The following is an 18,683-nucleotide window of genomic DNA, read 5'->3' on the forward strand; positions in this document are numbered from 1 at the left end:
CTTGGGGTCACTAAATGACCCCAAGCTTTGCCTGATCGACCTTGACGGATGAGTCAAATCAAATTTTCTTTTTGATTCCGACCAGGGCGATGAGCCCAGCGCCTACCAGGAGCAATGAGGCTGGTTCAGGGACTGACGCTGGCACCGGGTCATTTCCAGCGGTTGTGATTTGAAGATACGCAGGGTCACCACCGTCAGCGCTACCAATCGTGAAACCTGAGTAGCTGGTGCAAGTCAGCGAATAATTGGCGATGCTAGCGCCCGTTGCAATGCTGGCGATAAAACGCCTAGTAGCAATGTTCCAGGTTTGGCGGCATAACCCCTTAAGCGAAATACCTATTGTTCTAGGTAAAGCTGCATTGAACACCCCAATGTATAAGTGCGTCGACCGTAGCTTTCGGCTTCTTTTGTTTGGATGTGTCGAACTTTACTTGATCAACGAAGGGTAATAGCGCCATGAAAAAGTCAAGTAGTACCAAGACCAGTGGCGACCAGGCCGTCACGGATTCTGTCGAAGCACCATTTTTCGCTGAATTCCTTAAGGACCTTGTTGCACGGTTTGATCCTCAGTTTCGACACACTTATGTGAACAAAGCCGTCGAGCACGCCACTGGCCGGCCTGCCAGTGACTTTATTGGCAAGACGAACCAGGACCTAGGCATGCCGGCCAATCTTGTCAAGCAATGGAATGACCAGTTGAGTGGCGTTTTCAGCTCGGGTAGCTCAAGCGAAACTCACTTTGCATTTCCAAGTCCGACCGGTTTGCGCCATTTCATATCCCGATTGACGCCAGAGTTTGGATTGGAAGGCCGAGTCAGGTCAGTTGTTTCCGTGGCACAAGATGTGACGGAGATGACCGTCATGCATGAAAAAGTCCAATGTCTGGAATCATTGTTGAAGCAAGCTGACTTTAACCAGCATAAAAATTGCAGTGCAATGTCTGTTGAGATGGCGGCGGAGTATTACAAGGCCATCGTTGAGTCGTCGGACGATGCGATCATCAGCAAAACCTTGGACGGGGTGATCACCAGTTGGAACCCCGCTGCACAGGTCATCTTTGGCTATTCTTGCGAAGAAATGCTGGGAAGGTCTCTGCTGGGCCTGCTTCCGCCTGAGAAAAGCAATGAGGAAAGCTTCATTCTTGAACGGATTCAGGCAGGTGAAACTGTTGACCATTTTGAAACCACGCGCATTCATAAAGATGGGCGACGTATCCATGTGTCCGTCACGACTTCGCCCATTCGAGACCGCAGTGGCAAGATTATTGGCGCGTCAAAAATTGCCCGAGACATCACTGCACAAAAAATTGCAGAGAGGCAATTAAAACTGACCGCCAGTGTATTCACCAGCACCAGTGAAGGAATTTTGATTGCCGACCGAAAAGGCTTCATCGTCGACATCAATGATTCCTTCACCAGAATCACCGGATACAGCAAGGATGACGTTGTTGGTCAGGATGCACGCGTGTTTCGATCGTCCAGTCAAGGCCCCGAAGTTTTCAGGTTCATGAGAACGGCGTTACGGCACCTTGGGGAATGGCGAGGTGAAATGTGGAGTCGTCGAAAAGACGGTCAATCGTATTCAGTCATACTGACCGTCAGCGCAGTACGCAGTGCTGACGGCAATGTGCAAAACTACGTGGCATTATTTTCCGACATCACGCCGCTCAAGTTGCAGCAGGAAAAGCTGGAGCACAGTGCCCAATACGATCCACTCACTGATTTGCCAAATCGGTTGCTTTTGTCAGACCGATTGCACCAGGCCATGGCACTGTGCCAGCGTCAAAATCAAAATTTGGCTGTTCTTTACCTGGACCTCGATGGTTTTAAGTACATCAACGACCACTACGGCCATGATGTGGGTGATGAGCTGTTGATCTCGGTATCGAACCGAATGAAACTGGTTCTGAGAGATGTGGACACCTTGGCGCGCATTGGTGGGGATGAGTTTGTTGCTGTGTTGGTCAATATTGGCAGCACGCAAGACTGTATTCAACTTGTTGCACGGGTGCTGGATGCCTGTGCTGAAACGGTACGTATCCAGGGACGAGAGTTAAAAGTCACCGCGAGTATTGGGGTCACGATTTATCCGCAAGACGATGCTGAGGCCGACCAATTGATGCGCCATGCTGATCAAGCGATGTTTGAAGCCAAGCAAAACGGTAAAAACAGAATTTTCATGTTTGATTCGGCTTTGGATGCTGAGGTCAAGACCCGAGGTTTGCAGCAAGAGTGCATTGCTCAGGCGCTGCTGCGGCAAGAGTTTGTTTTGTACTACCAGCCCAAGGTCAATATGCGCACAGGCGCTTTGGTTGGCGTTGAGGCATTGATTCGATGGGTGCATCCTGAACGCGGCTTGCTTGCACCTGGCGCATTTTTGCCGGTCATTGAGAAACATCCCTTAAACGAAATAGTGGGGTCGTGGGTCATTGAAACGGCGCTGAAACAGTTGACTGAATGGAAGCTGCTCGGATTGACGCTTCCGGTTAGTGTCAATATTTCGGCGAGGCAGTTCCAGCAGGAAAGTTTTGCGAGTCAGTTGTCCCAAGCACTGGCTAACCACCCCGAAATTGATGCTAATTGTCTGGAGTTGGAAATTTTGGAAACCAGCGCCCTTGAAGACATCGGTTCGGTGACAAAAATCATGGCGGATTGCCACCGGTTGGGGGTGCTCTTCGCAATCGATGATTTTGGAACGGGTTACTCATCGCTCACTTACCTCAGACGCTTGCCCGTCGAGACGTTAAAAATTGACCAAAGCTTTGTTCGAGACATGCTGGATGACCCGGATGACCTGGCCATCGTCACGGGTGTCATTGGACTTGCCTCAGCGTTTCACAAACATGTCATTGCTGAAGGTGTTGAAAGTGTTGAAAGTGGCAAGAAGCTCATCGAGTTAGGGTGCGATTTGGCACAAGGCTATGCCATTGCCCGACCTATGTCGGGAAGTCAAATACCCGAATGGTCTGTGACCTGGCAACCACCCAAGGCGTGGACTCGGGCGTGTTGATTGGGCGGTTGAGTTGCGATCCAACCTCGCATAGTCGGCTGGCCTCAAACCAAAGGACTTCAGGGGAAATTGGTTTGGTTGAATTAGGCAGCGTTTCGCACCATCAGTTGGTCGCGATGGGCCGCACCACTACGCACAAGGTCTGTCACCAGTTGATTCACCCAGGCGTCAAAACGAGTGTCTGGTGCATCTGATTGATGTACATGCGCCACCAGTTCAGTGGCTTGGGCCCAGGCAAGCAGCGCGGCAAACTCAATGGTTTGGACTTCCAGCAACTTGAACTTGATCAGCACCTTTGCTGCGTAACGCAGGTGTTTGGCAGGGTCATTCACAAAGCTATCGAGCCGTTTTCGGGCTCGCACCAAGGCGGCTGGCACATCGGCAAACGCCGGGCCGTGGCCAGGGATGACGGTTTTTGCGTGCAGCGATTCGATCAACTCAAGGGTTCGCTCCACCTCGGCAAAGGCATCGTCGCCATCAAGCTCGGGGAACACCACGCCAAAGCCGTTTTCCCAAAGGGCATCGGCTGACAACAGCAGGCGCGACTTTGGCTCAAACAGGATCACTGAGCTCGGATCGTGCCCCGGTGCGGCGTGTATTTGCCAAATTTGGTGCCCCAGTTCAATCTCGGTGTTGGGTTGCAGCGTGGCGTTGAAGCCGAAGGGGTCGCAGATTTGCCCCGTGGGGGTGTAGGACAAGGCGGTAGGGTTCCAGTTGGCAACGTGGGCGGCCTGGCCGGGTGGGATCAGAATTTGCAGGGCAGGGTAACGTGCCTGCAATGCGGCGTTACCACCGCAGTGGTCGCTGTGCAAATGGGTGTTGATCAGCACATCCAGCGTGCGCCCGTTAAGCGCGGCCGCCACCAAGGCCAGCGTTTGACCGGCATGCGTGGCGTAGCCGCTGTCAATGAGGGCGCTGTGGTTTGGGCCTGTAATCAGGATGTTGTTGGATGACAACCAGCCACGCTCCAGCAGGGTGATGCCGCTCGGGAGTACAAGGGGCTGGGTCATTTGGCAAACCCCAGGGTCAGCGCCAATTCATTTTCACAAGTGGCCGGGTCGGCATCAAATAACTGCTCAATCCAGGCGGACTCGCGGGTGCGAATGGTGTTTAAGAAGTGGGTGACGGCGTCGTGTTGGCGCGCCATCCCGGCAAAATGGTCAAACCCAGCCTCTAAAAAACCTTGCAACGACCCCAAGCCTGCGAGCTCTGCGGGCTTGCGCATCATTCTCAGCAGAAGTTTAAGACCCGGTTTGCGTGTCAGCTCGCTCAGTGTTTGGCCCACAGAGAGCACGGTTGCCAATTGCCATTCGCGTGCGGTGCGTTGACCCACAGTGCGCCAGGCAGCGACGTAGCGCGCTGCACCAGAGGGCGCACTTGACTGGCTCCAGGCCTGCGACAGTGCCATGTCGAGTTCCTCGGTTTGTTGATGTAGCTTAGTCAGGGTCAGCACGGTGGCCAGAATGTGCGCGGGAAAAGTGCGCTCCAGGGCCCCGGCAATGCGTGAAAACTGGGCGTCGCGCGCGCTGTAATCTTTGGCGCTGTAGAGCTCTTCCAGGAAAAAGCGGGCGCTTGGGCCATAAACAGGGTGCCGCAGCAGGTCTTGGTAGGTGCCGATAAAACGCTGCGCCTGCAGGTGTTTAACCGCTTTGAGCGCCTGCACCAGTTCATCGGGCCCGGTGGCTGCCTGCCGCAGCGCGGCCACACGGGCCAGCGCTTCACGAATTTCTTCAGAAGCTTTCATAATGCAGGCAGTTTATCGGTGCGTGGGCGCACAAACTGTGGCAAACGACACAACTTTGGGTAATTTGCGCAGTTTAGGCTTGGTAGCCTAGGGAAAACCCTTATATTTGGCTTCATGTATGAAACCCTTACCTCCCGTCAACACACCATGACCGAGCCGAACCTGCCGATGGGTGACTCGCCGCGTCAGGCCGATGCTGCTCCTGTGGCAAAAAGGCAGGATGTGGTGGTGCCGATCCGGTCGCTGGGTGAAAACCATCGCGCGCGCATTGCCGACCACCTGAAAGCGCTGGATGCCCATGACCGGTATTTTCGTTTCGGGTTTACCGCCAACGATGAGCAGATTGACCGCTATGTGGCGGGCTTGAATTTTGAACGTGATGAGATTTTTGGTATTTACAACCGGCGGCTGCAACTGATTGCCATGGCGCACTTGGCGTATTCAAGTGACGTGCGGCTGAACGCGTGCGCCGAGTTTGGCGTGTCGGTGTTGGGATCAGCGCGTGGCCGTGGCTTTGGCAAGCGGTTGTTTGAGCGCGCCATGATGCATGCGCGCAACCAAGGTGTGCGCATGATGTTTTTGCATGTGCTGAGTGAAAACGCAGTCATGCTCAAAATTGCCCGCCATGCCGGCGCCACGGTAGAGCGCGATGGCTCTGACTCTGAGGCGCATCTGGTGTTGCCCCCCGCCACGATGCATAGCCACATGACCGAGATGGTGGAAGAGCAGCTGGCGCAGGCCAATTACCGCATCAAAGTGCAGGCCAAGCAGTTTCGTGACATGGTCGCGCGCATGCAAACGGGTTGGCGTGGCGCGGCACAAGGCGACTCGTTGCATTGATTTTGGCGCTTTGCCAGGTCGAAAAGTCCGCTAGCAGGTGGGGTGTCAGTGGGGCGTTGCAGCAATCCGCTATCCTTATGGTGTGTTTAACAAATGCATGTCCTGCTTGATTGGCTGTGTCTGACCCCAACCCTACGCGTCCCGACCGGGAAGATAACCGTACTTTTCTTCAAAAAATTGCCGAGTTCATCCACCCCGGCCCTGACTCTACTGACGAGCTGCTCGACACCCTGATTGAGGCCGAGCACAACCAGCTCATAGGCGCTGATTCGCGCAAGATGCTCGAAGGCGTGATTCGCATGGCGGAAATGAGCGCTGGCGACATCATGGTGCCCAGCACCCGCATGGAGCTGATCAACATCGAAGACGCCTATGACACCATGATGCACGGCGTGATTGACACCGCGCATTCGCGCTTTCCGGTGTTTGAGGGGGAGCGCGAAAACATCATCGGTATCCTGATGGCGAAAGACCTGCTGAAGCTGCAGAGGGCGCCAGAACTCAATATTCGTGCTCTGTTGCGCCCGGCAGTGTTTGTGCCCGAGAGCAAGGGCCTGAACGATTTGCTGCGTGATTTTCAGAGTAACCACAACCACTTGGCCATTGTGATTGACGAATTTGGCCGTGTCGCCGGGCTGGTCACGATTGAAGATGTGTTAGAAGAAATTGTGGGCGAAATTGAAGATGAATTTGACATTGCTGAAGACGAGGGCGACATCTTCGGCCTGCCTGACCGCAGCTACCGTGTCAGCGGCGATACCACCATTGAACGCGTTGAGAACGCCTTTAATGTCACCCTTGACAGCACCGACCCGGATGAAGACTTTGACACCATTGGCGGCTTGATTGCGCATGAAATGGGCCATGTGCCACGGCGTGGTGAGCACCATGTGCTGGCTGGCCTGGACTTTGTCGTGATGCACACCAAGGGTGGCGCGGTGAAGTGGTTCAAGGTGGCACCCGTGCCCGCTGAGTCGGTCTAAGCCGTTGGCGCACGCACGCAGCTTGTTTGTTGGCCAGCGCCAAAACCCGGAGCTTTGGCCTGCCTTGCTGGCCTTGCTGGCTGGTGCACTGCAGGCTGCTAGCCTGGCCTGGCCGGTGGCCACGCCAGCATTTCTACAAGGTATTGGGCTGGCTAAAGGTCAACCCCTGTGGTGGGGCCAGTCCTTGGCGCTGGCGGTGTTGCTGCATCTGGTGCTGGCCAGCCCCAGCCCGCGCCGTGCCGCGTGGTGCGGCTGGTTGTTTGCCACCGCCTGGCTGACGGGCACGTTTGCCTGGTTGTTTACATCGATGCACACCTATGGCGGCCTGGCGGCGCCGTTGGCGGCGTTGGCGGTGCTGGCACTGGCTGCGCTACTGGCACTTTATTACGCCGGGGCTTTGTGGTGTTTTAAGGCTCTATCCCTTGTAAATAAAGCGCAAGTAGCTATAATTTTTATAGCTTTTTGGGTGCTGGCTGAAATGGCCCGCGGCATGTTGCTGACTGGTTTTGGCTGGGGTGCCGTTGGCTACGCGCACCTGGATGGGCCGTTGGCACCAGCCTTGCCGTGGCTGGGCTTGTATGGCGTGAGCGCGCTGGCTGCGTTGCTGGCAGTGTTATTTGCCTTGATGCTGCAGGCGCGCTCTTGGGCTGCGGTGTTGCAACCGGCGCTGGCGCTGGCCGCCGTGCTGCTGCTGGTGCAAGTTTTGCCCGCAGCAAAAGGCACGTTTACCGGTACTTTGAGCGTCACGCTGCTGCAAGGCAATATTCCCCAAAACGAAAAATTTGACCAGACCAGCGGCGTGCCCAACGCGCTGCGCTGGTATGGCGAGCAACTCAATGCCAGCCAGGCATCGCTCATCATCACGCCCGAGACGGCGCTGGCCTTGCTGCCCGAGCAGCTGCCGCCAGGCTACTGGCAGGCGCTGCAACAGCGTTTTGCAACGGGCCAGCAGGCCGCGCTGGTGGGCATGCCCTTGGGCAACTATGACACCGGTTACACCAATTCAGTGGTCGGTCTCAAGCCGGGGCAAACCGAGCCATGGCGCTACGACAAACACCACCTGGTGCCGTTTGGGGAGTTCATTCCACCGCTGGCTCGCTGGTTTACGAACCTTATGAACATTCCGCTGGGCGACTTCAACCGGGGTGGGCTGGCACAACCCACGTTTGATTGGCAAGGCCAACGGCTGGCAACCTCTATTTGTTACGAAAACCTGTTCAGTGAAGAGCTGGCCGCGCAGTTTACCGATGAGGCAAAAGCACCGACCATGCTGGTGAACCTCAGCAACCTGGGCTGGTTTGGTGAGCACTTGGCGATGGATCAGCACCTGCAGATTGCACGCTTGCGGGCGTTGGAATTTGATCGGCCCTTTTTGCTGGCCACCAACACCGGGCGCACCGCTGTGGTGGATCATCTGGGTCGGGTGACGAACGCGCTACCCAACCACGTGGCGCAGGCGTTGCAGGCCAAGGTGCAGGGGCGTGAGGGCGTCACGCCTTATGCCTGGTGGGTGGCACGCTGGGGGCAGTGGCCGGTGGTCTTGCTGGCTTTTTTGGTGGTGATTTCAGTTTTGGTCTTTGGCGGGAGAACAAGACGCCAGTATTTCAAAACCCACACAGGCCATTGAGAGAACGCAAAGCGCAAGCCCGTAAAATCGTTACCTTTCATGCAAGTCTCTGCGTGAACATGTTTTCCTCTCAGCGGTGCGTGGCACTGCCCAAAAACCTATGTTGACCTTCCAGCAAATCATTTTGAAACTGCAGTCGTATTGGGACGCCCAAGGCTGTGCGTTGTTGCAACCCTACGACATGGAGGTGGGCGCAGGCACGTCGCACACCGCAACGTTTTTAAGAGCGCTTGGGCCAGAGCCATGGAAAGCGGCTTATGTGCAGCCCAGCCGCCGTCCAAAAGATGGCCGTTATGGCGAAAACCCGAATCGCCTTCAGCACTACTACCAGTACCAGGTGGTGTTGAAGCCAGCCCCGAGCAACATCCTTGAGCTGTACCTGGGTTCACTCGAAGCGCTGGGTTTCGATTTGAAGAAAAACGACATCCGTTTTGTCGAAGACGACTGGGAAAACCCCACACTGGGCGCCTGGGGCCTGGGCTGGGAGGTGTGGCTCAATGGCATGGAAGTGACCCAGTTCACCTATTTTCAGCAGGTCGGCGGCATTGACTGCAAGCCGATTACCGGCGAAATCACCTACGGGCTGGAGCGCCTGGCCATGTACCTGCAGGGCGTGGACAACGTCTACAACCTGACCTGGACCACCGCGGCAGATGGCACCAAGCTGAGCTACGGCGATGTCTATCTGCAAAACGAAAAAGAACAGTCCGCCTACAACTTCGAGCACAGCGACGCCGATTTTCTGTTCACGGCTTTCACGGCGCATGAAAAGCAGGCCCAGCATTTGATGGGTGTGCAACTGGCCCTGCCGGCTTACGAGCAGGTGCTGAAATGTGCGCACAGTTTCAATTTGCTGGACGCGCGCGGCGCCATCAGCGTGACCGAGCGCGCCGCCTACATAGGCCGCATTCGCAACCTGGCGCGCGGTGTGGCCCAAAGCTTTCGCGACAGCCGCGCCCGCCTGGGTTACCCGATGGCCAGCGCACAGATTGCCGCCATGGTGCTGGAACAGCAGGGGATCGATGAGGTCACTGATCTGGACCGCAAAGCGTTGCTCAGTGCTGCGTTGCTGGCAGGCGCGTCGTCTGACAAACCCCAAGCTAACAAGAAGGTGGCACCGTGAGAAATCTGCTCGTTGAATTGTTCGTTGAAGAATTGCCCCCCAAGGCACTGAAAAAACTCGGTGAAGTTTTCGCCAGCCAACTCTGCGCACAGTTGCGCACGCTGGGCCTGGCCTCTGCGGATTCGGTGGCCACGCCGTTTGCCTCGCCACGCCGCTTGGCCGCGCACATCACGCATGTCGCAGCCAAAGCCGCTGACAAGGCGGTGCAACAAAAACTCATGCCGGTGAGCGTGGGCTTGGACGCCAATGGCCTGGGCACGCCAGCGCTGCTGAAAAAACTGCAAGCCCTGGGTGCTGACGTGTCAGACCCGACGGCTGCCGTGGCCAGCCTGCGCAAAGCGCCTGATGGCAAAGCCGAGGCACTGTTTTATGACAGCCTGGCCACCGGTGCCACGCTTGATGTTGGTTTGCAGCAAGCCCTGCTGGCCGCACTGGCCCAGTTGCCCATTCCCAAAATGATGAGCTACCAACTGGAGACCGATTGCGAACTGCCGGGCTGGAGCAGTGTCAATTTTGTGCGCCCGGCGCATGGCTTGGTGGCACTGCATGGCGACACCGTGGTGCCGGTCAAGGCGCTGGGGCTCACTGCCGGCAAGGTCACGCAGGGGCATCGCTTTGAAGCCCTGAAATCACCGGTGGTGCTGGAGAATGCCGATGTGTACGCCCAAACCCTGTTGCAGGACGGTTCCGTGATCGCCAGTTTTGGTGACCGGCGTTTTGCCATCGTGCAGCAGCTGGCGCAGGCCGCCGAGCGCCTGGGCCCGGGCTTTGAGGTGCTGATGGATGAGGCCTTGCTGGACGAAGTGACGGCGCTGGTAGAGCGCCCCAATGTGCTGACCTGTGCATTTGAGGCGCAGTTTTTGGACGTGCCGCAAGAGTGTCTGATCCTCACCATGAAGGCCAATCAGAAGTACTTTCCGCTGGTCGACACCCAGGGTCGGCTGACCAATCAGTTTTTGGTGGTGAGCAACATCAGCCCGGCTGACGCCAGTTTTGTCATTGGTGGCAACGAGCGCGTGGTGCGCCCGCGCCTGGCTGATGCCAAGTTTTTCTTTGACCAGGACTGCAAGAAAACGCTGGCCACGCGTGTGGCGGGGCTCGACAAAGTGGTCTACCACAACAAGCTGGGCACACAGGGCGAACGCATGACACGTGTGAGCGCCATTTCCCATGGCATTGCTGGTTTGCTGAACGCCAACCCTGCCATGCTGGTTGCTGTTGAAACAGCTGCTCGCCTGGCCAAGACCGACTTGCTGACCGACATGGTGGGCGAGTTCCCCGAGCTTCAAGGCATCATGGGCGGCTACTACGCGCGCCACGATGGCCTGGGTGCGGACATTGCCGACGCCATTGAAGACCACTACAAGCCACGTTTTGCCGGTGACAGCTTGCCGCGCAACGCCACTGGCGTGGTGGTGGCGCTAGCCGACAAGCTGGAAACCCTGGTGGGGATGTTTGGCATTGGCAACCTGCCTACCGGTGACAAAGACCCGTTTGCGCTGCGTCGCCATGCCTTGGGCGTGATCCGCATGCTGGTTGAAAAAGACCTGCCGCTTGGTTTAAATGCATTGTTGAATGCTTCTGCAAATGAGTTCAAGAGCATTGCCAGCTTTGAGTCGGGTCGAGCCGTCGTTGATCTTGAAGAGTTTGTCAATGACCGCCTGGCTGGTTCCCTGCGCGAGCAAGGTTACAGCGCATTGGAAGTCGACGCCGTGCTGGCCCTGCGCCCGCAGCGTCTGGGCGACGTGCCACGCCGCTTGGCGGCAGTGCGTGCCTTCACCGCTTTGGCAGAGGCCCCGGCGCTGGCCGCTGCCAACAAGCGCATCAGCAACATCCTGAAAAAAGCCGACGACGTGGATGCCCATGTCAGCACCTTGCTGCTGCAAGAGCCGGCCGAGGCCGCGTTGTACGCTGCCATGCAAGACGTGTTGCCCCAGGCGCAAGCCCAGTTTGAGGCGCAGGACTACACGGCTGCGCTGCAAACGCTGGCTGCCCTGCGTGCGCCCGTGGATGCATTTTTTGAAGGTGTCATGGTCAATGCCGAAGCGATGGACCTGCGCTTGAACCGCCTGGGTCTGCTCAAGACCCTGCACATCGCCATGAACCAGGTGGCTGACTTGTCGCGCTTGGCGGCCTGACCCGCACACCTTAATCTCAGCAAGGCACGCATGACCCCGATCAAACTCGTCATTCTGGACCGCGACGGCACCATCAACGAAGACAGCGCCGAGTTCATCAAATCAGCTGACGAGTGGTTGCCGCTGCCCGGTGCGCTGGAAGCCATTGCCCGGCTCAACCATGCGGGCTGGCACGTGGTGGTGGCCAGCAATCAGTCGGGTTTGGGGCGTGGGCTGTTTGAGGTGTCTGACCTGAATGACATTCACACCAAGATGCACAGCATGCTGGCCGCTGCCGGGGGCCGTATGGATGCGGTCTTTTATTGCCCGCACGCCGCTGACGATGGCTGCCACTGCCGCAAGCCCAAGCCGGGTCTGTTTGAGCAGATTTCTGACCGCTATGGCCTAGACCTTAAAAATGTGCCAGTGGTGGGCGACTCGGCACGCGACGTGGTGGCGGGGGTGGCCGTGGGCTGCGAGCCCCATTTGGTGTTGACCGGCAAGGGCGCTGCGTACAAGGGGCGCAGCCTGCCAGACACGTTCCCGCCCAACACGATGGTTCACGCTGACCTGTCGGCCTTTGCCGATTTTTTGCTGGACCGAGAAGAAAAGGCTGCTTGAGTGCGCGCTGGCCCGAAGCTTCTAGAGCATTGGCTGTATTTTGCTATTTAAAATATAGCTGTTAGCGCAATATCTATAAGGGCTAGAGCTCTAAAAAGCCTGTAATTTTATGTTTCGTTCAATTCTTCACACAGCATGGATAGTGATCACCGTGGTGCCGTGGACGCTGGCTGTGTTGCTGGTGTCTTTTGTGCCGCCGCGCACGCACGCCTGGTGGACCGCGGTCAACTGGTTTCGGGTGGTGATGTGGGGCACCCGGGTGATTCTGGGTGTGCGGTTCAAGGTGCTGGGCTATGAGCACTTGCCGGTAGGCAAAACCAGCGCCGCGGTGTTGTTGTCGAATCACCAGTCGACCCTGGAAACCCTGCTGCTGCCGACCCTGATGCCGCATCCGCTGGCTTTTGTGTTCAAGCGCGAGCTGCTGAAAGTGCCGTTTTTTGGCTGGTCGATGGCGCGGCTTGACATGATTCACATCGACCGAGAATCGCGCACCGAGGCCATGAAACACGTCATTGAGCAAGGTTGCCGACTGCTCTCGCAAGGCACCTGGGTCATCATGTTTCCCGAAGGCACCCGCATGCCACGCGGCCAAAAGGGTACGTTTCAAACTGCCGGCACGCGCCTCGCCGTGCAGTCCGGCGCGCCCGTGATCCCGATCGCTGTGGCCACCGCGCGCTGCTGGCCCAAGGAAGGGTTTGTCAAACATGCTGGCGTGGCCACAGTGTCGATTGGCCCGGCCATTTCCAGTGTGGGCCGTGACCCCAAGGGTTTGATGCGCGAGGTCGAGGCCTGGATCGAGGCAGAGCTACGCCGCATCGACCCCGAGGCTTACCCACTGGTTTGAAGGCCGCACCCCGCCATGCACCCATTGCTTCGCTTTACGCTTGATTTATTTGAAGAAAATAAGCCTGTAAGCCCCGTAAATAAAGCGCAAGGTACTATCGAAAAAGTAGTAAAAATTGCCCCGCAAAAACCACCTGTCAACCCGGCACATCGACCGTTTTCCGTGCCTAGTGTGCCGTTGCCTGCGTTGGTATTGCCGCAGCCATTGCCCATGCTGCAGCCGGTGTCAGCGCGGCCAACAGCAAGCTCAGACCTGCAGCCGCAAGTGCCGGGCGCTGTTCATTTTCAGCACCCGCGCGCCAGTCGTGAAGTGCGGCTGGGCCATGCGGTGGTGGCCTTTGAATTCACTCGCGGGCAGCGGCGCAGCATTGGCTTCAGCATTGGGGCCGAGGGGCTGGCGGTGCGTGCGCCCAAGTGGGTGACCTTGTCGGAGGTGGACGCGGCCCTGAAAACCAAGACCGACTGGATTTTGCGCAAATTGCAGGGAACCCGTGAGCGCCATGCGCGCCTGGCCACACAGGTGATTGAGTGGCGCGACGGCGCCAGCCTGCCGTATTTGGGCCAGTCCGTGACGATTCGGCTGGACCCTGAGCACCGCTTTGGCGCTGCCGGTGTGGCGCTGGTGTCGCTGCCGAATGCTACGACGGCTGATGCTGCCAGCCCAATGCGGACGCTTTCCGTGCTGCTGGTCAGCTTGCCAAGCCATGCCAGCCCGGAGCAAATCAAGGACGCAGTGCAAGCCTGGTTGATGCGCCAGGCCAAGCAGGTGTTCATGGAGCGCCTTGATCACTTTGCCCCGCAGCTGGGTGTGCAGTGGAAAAAAATGAGTCTGAGCAACGCTGGCACGCGCTGGGGCAGTGCCAAGGCAGATGGCTCGATTCGCCTGAACTGGCGGCTGATCCACATGCGCCTTTCGGTCCTTGATTACGTCGTGGCGCATGAGTTGAGCCACTTGCGGGTCATGGACCACAGCCCGCGCTTTTGGGATACCGTGCGCTCAGTGGTGCCCGATTACGCGGTGCTGCGCAAGCAACTCAAGGACGAGGCCTCGCCGCGCTGACACGCTGGGCGGCCAGGCTTTTATGACGCCATTTGCGTCTTGGGGCACAGGATGTTTGCCACTTAAAATCCGGCGAACTTTCAGGGATGTGCGTCCATGCGTCGGTTGTCTATTTGCTTTGCTGTTTCCTTGCTGGCTGCCTGTGCGGCGCCCAAATACACCATCGATGATGGCCGCAAGGTCGACGAGGCGCTGCTGGGCCAGATCAAGACCTACGGTGCGGGTGAGCGCGTGTTACGCCCGGCCATTGTGCGCTCCGCAGCACTGCAAGACCCCCAATGCGACACCCAGTGGGAGCTGCCTTTTTCAGTGGCTAGCAGTGACCGCTGGAGTGAGGATGACCGCGTGGCCTGGGTGCGTGGCCTGGGTGTGGACGAACGTCTGACGGTGGTAGGCACTGCGCTCGATAGCCCGCTCAAGGTGGGCGACAAACTGCAGGAAGTTGACGGCTACCACAAGGACAATGCAGAAAAAATGCTGCTGACGCTGGTCGACCTGCGAGATGCCGGCAAGCCCTTCGATGTGAAACTGGTCAGCGGGAAAGTGATCAAGATCAAGCCGTTCAAGGTGTGCCGCGGGTACACACGTTGGGCGCCGCCAAACAGCCCGCAAACACAAGACTACCACTGGCTGCTGAGCGTGCATCCGCTTGAAATCGTTCAGGCTGGCTTGACCGATGACGAGGCGCTGTGGACGGTGCTGTGGTCACAAGGGGTGTCAGAGGAGGGCGGTGCGCGCATGAAAACCTACCACTACGGCAGCAAGGTGGTGGGCACGCTGTACCAGCTGTTCACCATTGCCTCTGGCATCAAAGGCGCGGCCATGGCGGCCGATGCGGCCCTTGTCGCTGCGCAAACGGCCGCCGCTGGCGTGGCCACCGAAATTCTCAAGAAGCAACTCATCGAGCAAGCCACCGCCGCCGCTGCTTCCAGAATGCGCGACGAGGCGCTTGGGCTAGCGCGCAAGCTGACCCAGCAACAAGTGATGGGAGCTATGCAGGCGGCAGCGGCCAACCGTGGCGCACTTTCGGGCGTGGCTTGGATCGCCTCCACCGTGTTCGAGCAGGCCGATGCCTGGGCTTACACGCGCATGGAGCAGTTAAAAGCAGACCCACTGGCCGGCTTTACCCTGCATCAAAAGTTGCTTGAAAAAACCTTGGTGAGCAATTCAATGGTGTTTGACGCCGACCGTGCCGTAGCCCTGAGCAAGCTGGCCCAGACGCGTGGTCGTGGCGCCGACGTGGTGGCCGTGTTGCAAGGCATCAAGCCCGATGAGCTTCAAGTCGCCATGGCAGACATGCCGGTGGCATCGGCCCCGGTCGGGTTTTCTTACGAAGACGTGACGCAAGACCTTGTCAATACCCAGCCCTTTGCCCGGGGCCTGGTGGACGGCATGTTGAGCATGCCGGTGGCCTCTTCAACCTCCCTTTAGATCTTGATCATGAACATATCGCTTGATTTTTTTGGTCGTCACCCCGTTTGGGTCGGCGTTTTGCTTTTGGGCGGCTTGTGTCACCTGCCGGGGCATGGGCAAACGCTGGCCGGCGGGTCACCAGGGGGGTTTGCGTCCGGGATTACAGTGTTACCCCCGGCGGAGGCCGTGAGGCCTGAGCAGGCTGTGGTCGACATGCCGACACCCACAACCACAGCCGCAGCCACGGCAGTGGCCACAGATGCTGCCCTTGCGCCTGTGGGCTGCGCCCCGGTGTCAGACCAAGCCATGGCCACTGACTTGGCCGCCGTCACGGCACAGTCCAAAAAAGCCGAATTGGGTGAGCAACTGAAGTTGTTCAAGGAAGCCGTCGCCTTGTGGGTGCAGGCAGCGGCGCAATGTACTGGCCGGGCGCAAGAGCGCGCCGTGCGCAACCGCAACGACGACCAGCAAATGCTGGACCGGTTGACAGAAAAACTCGATGCTGGCCCGCAATGCGCCAGCGCCCATAGGAACGCCAGCCTGTTGCAGGACATGGCGCGTCAGGCCTTGTCCGAGCGCCGCTGGGTTGAGGCTGGGTCGCTATTTCGCAAAGCAGAAAACACCTGGGATCTGGCCGCAGAGCGCTGCACGGGCAGCCAGCAAGACCTGGCCAACCGACACCGGGAGCAGTCCACCCAGGACGGGCACAACGCCCAGTTTTGTGCGCCCTTGTTCGAGAAAGCCCGCGAGCACACGCAAAAGCTGCGCAGCAACGCGGCCACGTTGACACGTGAAGACAAGCAAGATGCCTCTATGGTGGCCGAGACCCTGTGGCGTGAGGCGCTGGTCAAGTGCCAGGGTGCTGCGGTGCTGGACATTGCCTCCAACAACGCCAAAGCGCTGGCGCGTGAACGTGGCACACCCTGGGAGGCCCGCGTGCCACCTGCTGCGCCAGTGGGGTCGGCATCAACCCTGCAGCCTAGTCAGACTGCCAAGCCCAGTCCCTTGCAAACGCCGCCGCCGCAAAAACCCGCCCCGACTTTTGCGGAAGAAGCCGGAAAACTGCCTTTGTCAAGTTTGGCACTGTCGGGTAGGGGCGCTGCCGCAGCACCAGCCTTTGTCGCTGAGCCGCCCAAAGCGGTTGAACTTGCCGCCAGCGCGCCCGGCATGTTGATGGCGGGCAGCACCCGTTTTGTTGGCCAGTTCGTGCGCGATGCAGAGGCCACCACGGTGTCCGGCACAGGCAAGGTAATTTGGGCCACCGGGGATGTGTTTGAAGGCACCATGGTGAAAGGCTTGCGCCAGGGCCAGGGCACTTTTGTCTGGGCCAATGGCCAGCATTACTCGGGTGACTGGTTGCAAGACAAGCCCACTGGCCAGGCCAAGGTGCATTTTGCCAACGGCAATGACTACGAGGGCCAGGTGTTGGACGGCAACCCGGATGGGCTGGGTCGCATGCGTTATGCCTCGGGAGACCAGTTTGACGGTCAGTTCAAACAGGGTGAGCCCGATGTGCGCGGTGTCTATGTTTGGCGCAATGGTCAGCGTTTTGAGGGCAGCTGGAAAAACAGCCGCCCCAACGGGCAAGGCAAGCTCAAGTTTGCCACGGGCAACCAATTCGAAGGCCAGGTGCAGGACGGCGTGCCGCAAGGCCAGGGGCGCATGGTTTTTTCAGGCGGGGAAATCTATGAGGGGCAGTTTCGCCAGGGTGAGCCCGATGGCCAAGGTAGCTTCAGTTGGCCATCCGGTGACCGCTACGTGGGCCAATGGCGGAATGGCAAAAAGCACGGACAAGGCATTCTTATTTGGAAAACTGGCGACCGATGGGAAGGCGTGTACGACCAGGATGTGCAGAAAACCGAAGGGACGGGTGTGGTGCCGTCAACCCCTGGCTAAATCCCATCAGCCTGGCGTTGGCGCAGATGGGCTGGCATGGTCAGGGTCGCGCGGTCCCACTTTTCGATCTCCAGAATTTTGTCCATGCAGTCCTCCATGATGCACTCGGCCGCATACGCGGCTTTGGCAATTTCCTGGTGCACGGTGGCGTCATTGCCTGGGTCGGTGAGGCAGCTCAGCTGGTAGCTCTGTAAATCGCGCAAGCTGCGAATGCTTTGTGCCACCTGCGCCGGGCAAGCACACATGTAAATCATGCCCTCGTCGATCACCTTTTCAAGCTGGTCGTTGGTGAACCGATGTGTGACTGACATTGCAAAATCTCCGTGATCCAAAACACCTTTCATCTTATACCTGTGTGTTTTGGGTGCTACATCACTGCGTACAGAGCGAGTGCAGGCGCAAGTTAGTCAACGTATTTGGGCCGCAGAATTTACGCCATAATTGACGTTTACGTCAACGTCAAGCTGCATCCATCCACATCAGTCAACCCATGTCACACACCTACAGCATCAGCGACCTGGCCAAAGAATTTGATTTGACTACGCGCGCCATGCGGTTTTATGAAGACATGGGGCTGTTGCGCCCTGAGCGCACCGGGCCGGGCGGACGCAGCCGGCTCTACAGCAGCCGCGACCGCACGCGCCTCAAACTCACCCTGCGCGCCAAACGGCTGGGCCTGAGCTTGGTCGAGGCGAAGGAAATCATTGACATGTACGACAGCCCACGCGACACCGCGGCGCAGCTGGAAAAATTTTTGCAGGTGCTGGCCGACCACCAACTGCAGCTGGATGCCCAGATGACCGACCTGCAGGCCAACATGGATGAACTTAAAGTACACCAGCGCGAAGCCCGGGCCCTGTTGGCCAAGTCCTTGCGCAAATCTGCGTCCAAAACACCTGCCGATACACAGGCATCCTGACCTTAACCACGCCCTTTCATGACACACCACACACCCCACGAAACCCTGCAACAACGCGTCCAACGCAGCCTGGAACGCCAGGGCATGATGCGCCACCTGGGCGCCGAACTGCTGCGCGTGGTGTCAGGCGAATGCGTCATCACGCTGCCGTTTTCTGACAAGGTCAGCCAGCAACAAGGCGCCTTTCACGGTGGTGCGGTGGGCGCACTGGCCGATATTGCGGGTGGTTATGCCGCACTGACCGTGGCCCCCGAAGGCATGGAGGTGGTCAGTGTCGAATACAAAATCAATTTTCTGGCGGCCTTTCAAGGTGGCGAGTTGTGCGCCACGGGGCGCGTCGTCAAGGCTGGCAAACGCATCATCATCACCAGTGCCGAGGTCAACCACATTGCCGAGGATGGGTCCGCCACGCTGTGCGCCGTGATGCAGCAAACCGTGATGCCGGTGCCCAAGAGTTACTGAAATCATCAACTAAAAGGAGACAAATA

At 58.1% G+C, this 18,683-nt stretch carries 16 protein-coding genes and 1 pseudogene; 13 read left to right on the forward strand and 4 right to left on the reverse strand.

Annotated elements, in window-relative coordinates; genetic code table 11:
* Positions 1–58 precede the first annotated feature (58 nt).
* The gene (locus PHQ58_RS23630) at positions 59–367 is read right to left on the reverse strand and encodes a PEP-CTERM sorting domain-containing protein (protein WP_367187281.1); all 309 of its coding nucleotides are present in this window, start codon (positions 365–367) and stop codon (positions 59–61) included.
* 89 nt (positions 368–456) lie between these two features.
* On the opposite strand from PHQ58_RS23630, the gene PHQ58_RS05725 reads away from it, so the two are divergent.
* Complete coding sequence (locus PHQ58_RS05725) at positions 457–3,009, forward strand: EAL domain-containing protein (protein WP_300108221.1); 2,553 nt, start codon at positions 457–459, stop codon at positions 3,007–3,009.
* 83 nt (positions 3,010–3,092) lie between these two features.
* Here PHQ58_RS05725 and PHQ58_RS05730 read toward each other — a convergent pair whose 3' ends face one another.
* Both PHQ58_RS05730 and PHQ58_RS05735 read right to left on the reverse strand, forming a co-directional pair.
* Positions 3,093–4,019, reverse strand: a complete 927-nt coding sequence (locus tag PHQ58_RS05730; RefSeq protein WP_300108224.1) for an MBL fold metallo-hydrolase — start codon at positions 4,017–4,019, stop codon at positions 3,093–3,095.
* Positions 4,016–4,753 (reverse strand): hypothetical protein, encoded by a 738-nt coding sequence (locus PHQ58_RS05735; RefSeq protein ID WP_300108227.1) that lies wholly within the window; start codon positions 4,751–4,753, stop codon positions 4,016–4,018. Before PHQ58_RS05735 ends, PHQ58_RS05730 begins: the two co-directional genes overlap by 4 nt.
* Positions 4,754–4,921: 168 nt before the next feature.
* Between PHQ58_RS05735 and PHQ58_RS05740 the strand changes: the two genes are divergently transcribed.
* From PHQ58_RS05740 to PHQ58_RS05785, 10 genes and pseudogenes are all read left to right on the forward strand, one after another.
* On the forward strand, positions 4,922–5,593 hold the full coding sequence (locus PHQ58_RS05740; protein ID WP_300108462.1) for a GNAT family N-acetyltransferase: 672 nt from the start codon (positions 4,922–4,924) through the stop codon (positions 5,591–5,593).
* A gap of 116 nt (positions 5,594–5,709) precedes the next feature.
* Positions 5,710–6,576, forward strand: a complete 867-nt coding sequence (locus PHQ58_RS05745; protein WP_300108229.1) for an HlyC/CorC family transporter — start codon at positions 5,710–5,712, stop codon at positions 6,574–6,576.
* A 4-nt stretch (positions 6,577–6,580) separates the two neighbouring features.
* On the forward strand, positions 6,581–8,203 hold the full coding sequence (gene lnt, locus PHQ58_RS05750) for an apolipoprotein N-acyltransferase (RefSeq protein WP_300108232.1): 1,623 nt from the start codon (positions 6,581–6,583) through the stop codon (positions 8,201–8,203).
* Between the two features lie 100 nt (positions 8,204–8,303).
* Positions 8,304–9,182, forward strand: a pseudogene (gene glyQ / locus PHQ58_RS05755) (glycine--tRNA ligase subunit alpha); the annotation flags it as partial.
* Positions 9,183–9,322: 140 nt separating this feature from the next.
* The gene (glyS, locus tag PHQ58_RS05760) at positions 9,323–11,464 is read left to right on the forward strand and encodes a glycine--tRNA ligase subunit beta (RefSeq protein ID WP_300108235.1); all 2,142 of its coding nucleotides are present in this window, start codon (positions 9,323–9,325) and stop codon (positions 11,462–11,464) included.
* 30 nt (positions 11,465–11,494) lie between these two features.
* Entirely contained in the window at positions 11,495–12,064 is a 570-nt protein-coding gene (gmhB, locus tag PHQ58_RS05765) for a D-glycero-beta-D-manno-heptose 1,7-bisphosphate 7-phosphatase (RefSeq protein ID WP_300108237.1), read from the forward strand.
* 109 nt (positions 12,065–12,173) lie between these two features.
* Positions 12,174–12,908, forward strand: a complete 735-nt coding sequence (locus PHQ58_RS05770) for a 1-acyl-sn-glycerol-3-phosphate acyltransferase (RefSeq protein ID WP_300108240.1) — start codon at positions 12,174–12,176, stop codon at positions 12,906–12,908.
* Between the two features lie 15 nt (positions 12,909–12,923).
* Positions 12,924–13,967 (forward strand): YgjP-like metallopeptidase domain-containing protein, encoded by a 1,044-nt coding sequence (locus PHQ58_RS05775; RefSeq protein WP_300108242.1) that lies wholly within the window; start codon positions 12,924–12,926, stop codon positions 13,965–13,967.
* Between the two features lie 96 nt (positions 13,968–14,063).
* The gene (locus tag PHQ58_RS05780; RefSeq protein ID WP_300108245.1) at positions 14,064–15,398 is read left to right on the forward strand and encodes a hypothetical protein; all 1,335 of its coding nucleotides are present in this window, start codon (positions 14,064–14,066) and stop codon (positions 15,396–15,398) included.
* A gap of 9 nt (positions 15,399–15,407) precedes the next feature.
* A complete protein-coding gene (locus tag PHQ58_RS05785) occupies positions 15,408–17,276 on the forward strand; it encodes a hypothetical protein (RefSeq protein WP_300108248.1) in 1,869 nt (622 codons plus the stop codon).
* Here the strand turns inward: PHQ58_RS05785 and PHQ58_RS05790 are convergent.
* Entirely contained in the window at positions 17,273–17,587 is a 315-nt protein-coding gene (locus PHQ58_RS05790; RefSeq protein WP_300108251.1) for a hypothetical protein, read from the reverse strand. The two genes, PHQ58_RS05785 and PHQ58_RS05790, sit on opposite strands and share 4 nt — an antisense overlap.
* Positions 17,588–17,766: 179 nt before the next feature.
* On the opposite strand from PHQ58_RS05790, the gene PHQ58_RS05795 reads away from it, so the two are divergent.
* Positions 17,767–18,195 carry a MerR family DNA-binding transcriptional regulator gene (locus tag PHQ58_RS05795; protein WP_300108254.1) on the forward strand — a complete coding sequence of 143 codons (429 nt, stop codon included), beginning with the start codon at positions 17,767–17,769 and terminating at the stop codon, positions 18,193–18,195.
* An 18-nt stretch (positions 18,196–18,213) separates the two neighbouring features.
* Positions 18,214–18,657, forward strand: a complete 444-nt coding sequence (locus PHQ58_RS05800) for a PaaI family thioesterase (protein ID WP_300108257.1) — start codon at positions 18,214–18,216, stop codon at positions 18,655–18,657.
* The last annotated feature ends 26 nt before the right edge of the window (positions 18,658–18,683 follow it).

This window comes from Rhodoferax sp. (assembly GCF_028688795.1).
In the GTDB taxonomy this organism is placed as follows: domain Bacteria; phylum Pseudomonadota; class Gammaproteobacteria; order Burkholderiales; family Burkholderiaceae_C; genus Rhodoferax.

Bases quoted from the DNA above. Each gene is read 5' to 3' on its own strand.
- PHQ58_RS05725 (WP_300108221.1), top strand. From the start codon at position 457: ATGAAAAAGTCAAGTAGTACCAAGACCAGTGGCGACCAGGCCGTCACG.
- PHQ58_RS05775 (WP_300108242.1), top strand. From the start codon at position 12,924: ATGCACCCATTGCTTCGCTTTACGCTTGATTTATTTGAAGAAAATAAG.
- PHQ58_RS05730 (WP_300108224.1), bottom strand. From the start codon at position 4,019: ATGACCCAGCCCCTTGTACTCCCGAGCGGCATCACCCTGCTGGAGCGT.
- PHQ58_RS05735 (WP_300108227.1), bottom strand. From the start codon at position 4,753: ATGAAAGCTTCTGAAGAAATTCGTGAAGCGCTGGCCCGTGTGGCCGCG.
- PHQ58_RS05740 (WP_300108462.1), top strand. From the start codon at position 4,922: ATGGGTGACTCGCCGCGTCAGGCCGATGCTGCTCCTGTGGCAAAAAGG.
- PHQ58_RS05800 (WP_300108257.1), top strand. From the start codon at position 18,214: ATGACACACCACACACCCCACGAAACCCTGCAACAACGCGTCCAACGC.
- gmhB (WP_300108237.1), top strand. From the start codon at position 11,495: ATGACCCCGATCAAACTCGTCATTCTGGACCGCGACGGCACCATCAAC.
- PHQ58_RS05790 (WP_300108251.1), bottom strand. From the start codon at position 17,587: ATGTCAGTCACACATCGGTTCACCAACGACCAGCTTGAAAAGGTGATC.
- PHQ58_RS05780 (WP_300108245.1), top strand. From the start codon at position 14,064: ATGCGTCGGTTGTCTATTTGCTTTGCTGTTTCCTTGCTGGCTGCCTGT.
- PHQ58_RS05785 (WP_300108248.1), top strand. From the start codon at position 15,408: ATGAACATATCGCTTGATTTTTTTGGTCGTCACCCCGTTTGGGTCGGC.
- PHQ58_RS05795 (WP_300108254.1), top strand. From the start codon at position 17,767: ATGTCACACACCTACAGCATCAGCGACCTGGCCAAAGAATTTGATTTG.
- PHQ58_RS05770 (WP_300108240.1), top strand. From the start codon at position 12,174: ATGTTTCGTTCAATTCTTCACACAGCATGGATAGTGATCACCGTGGTG.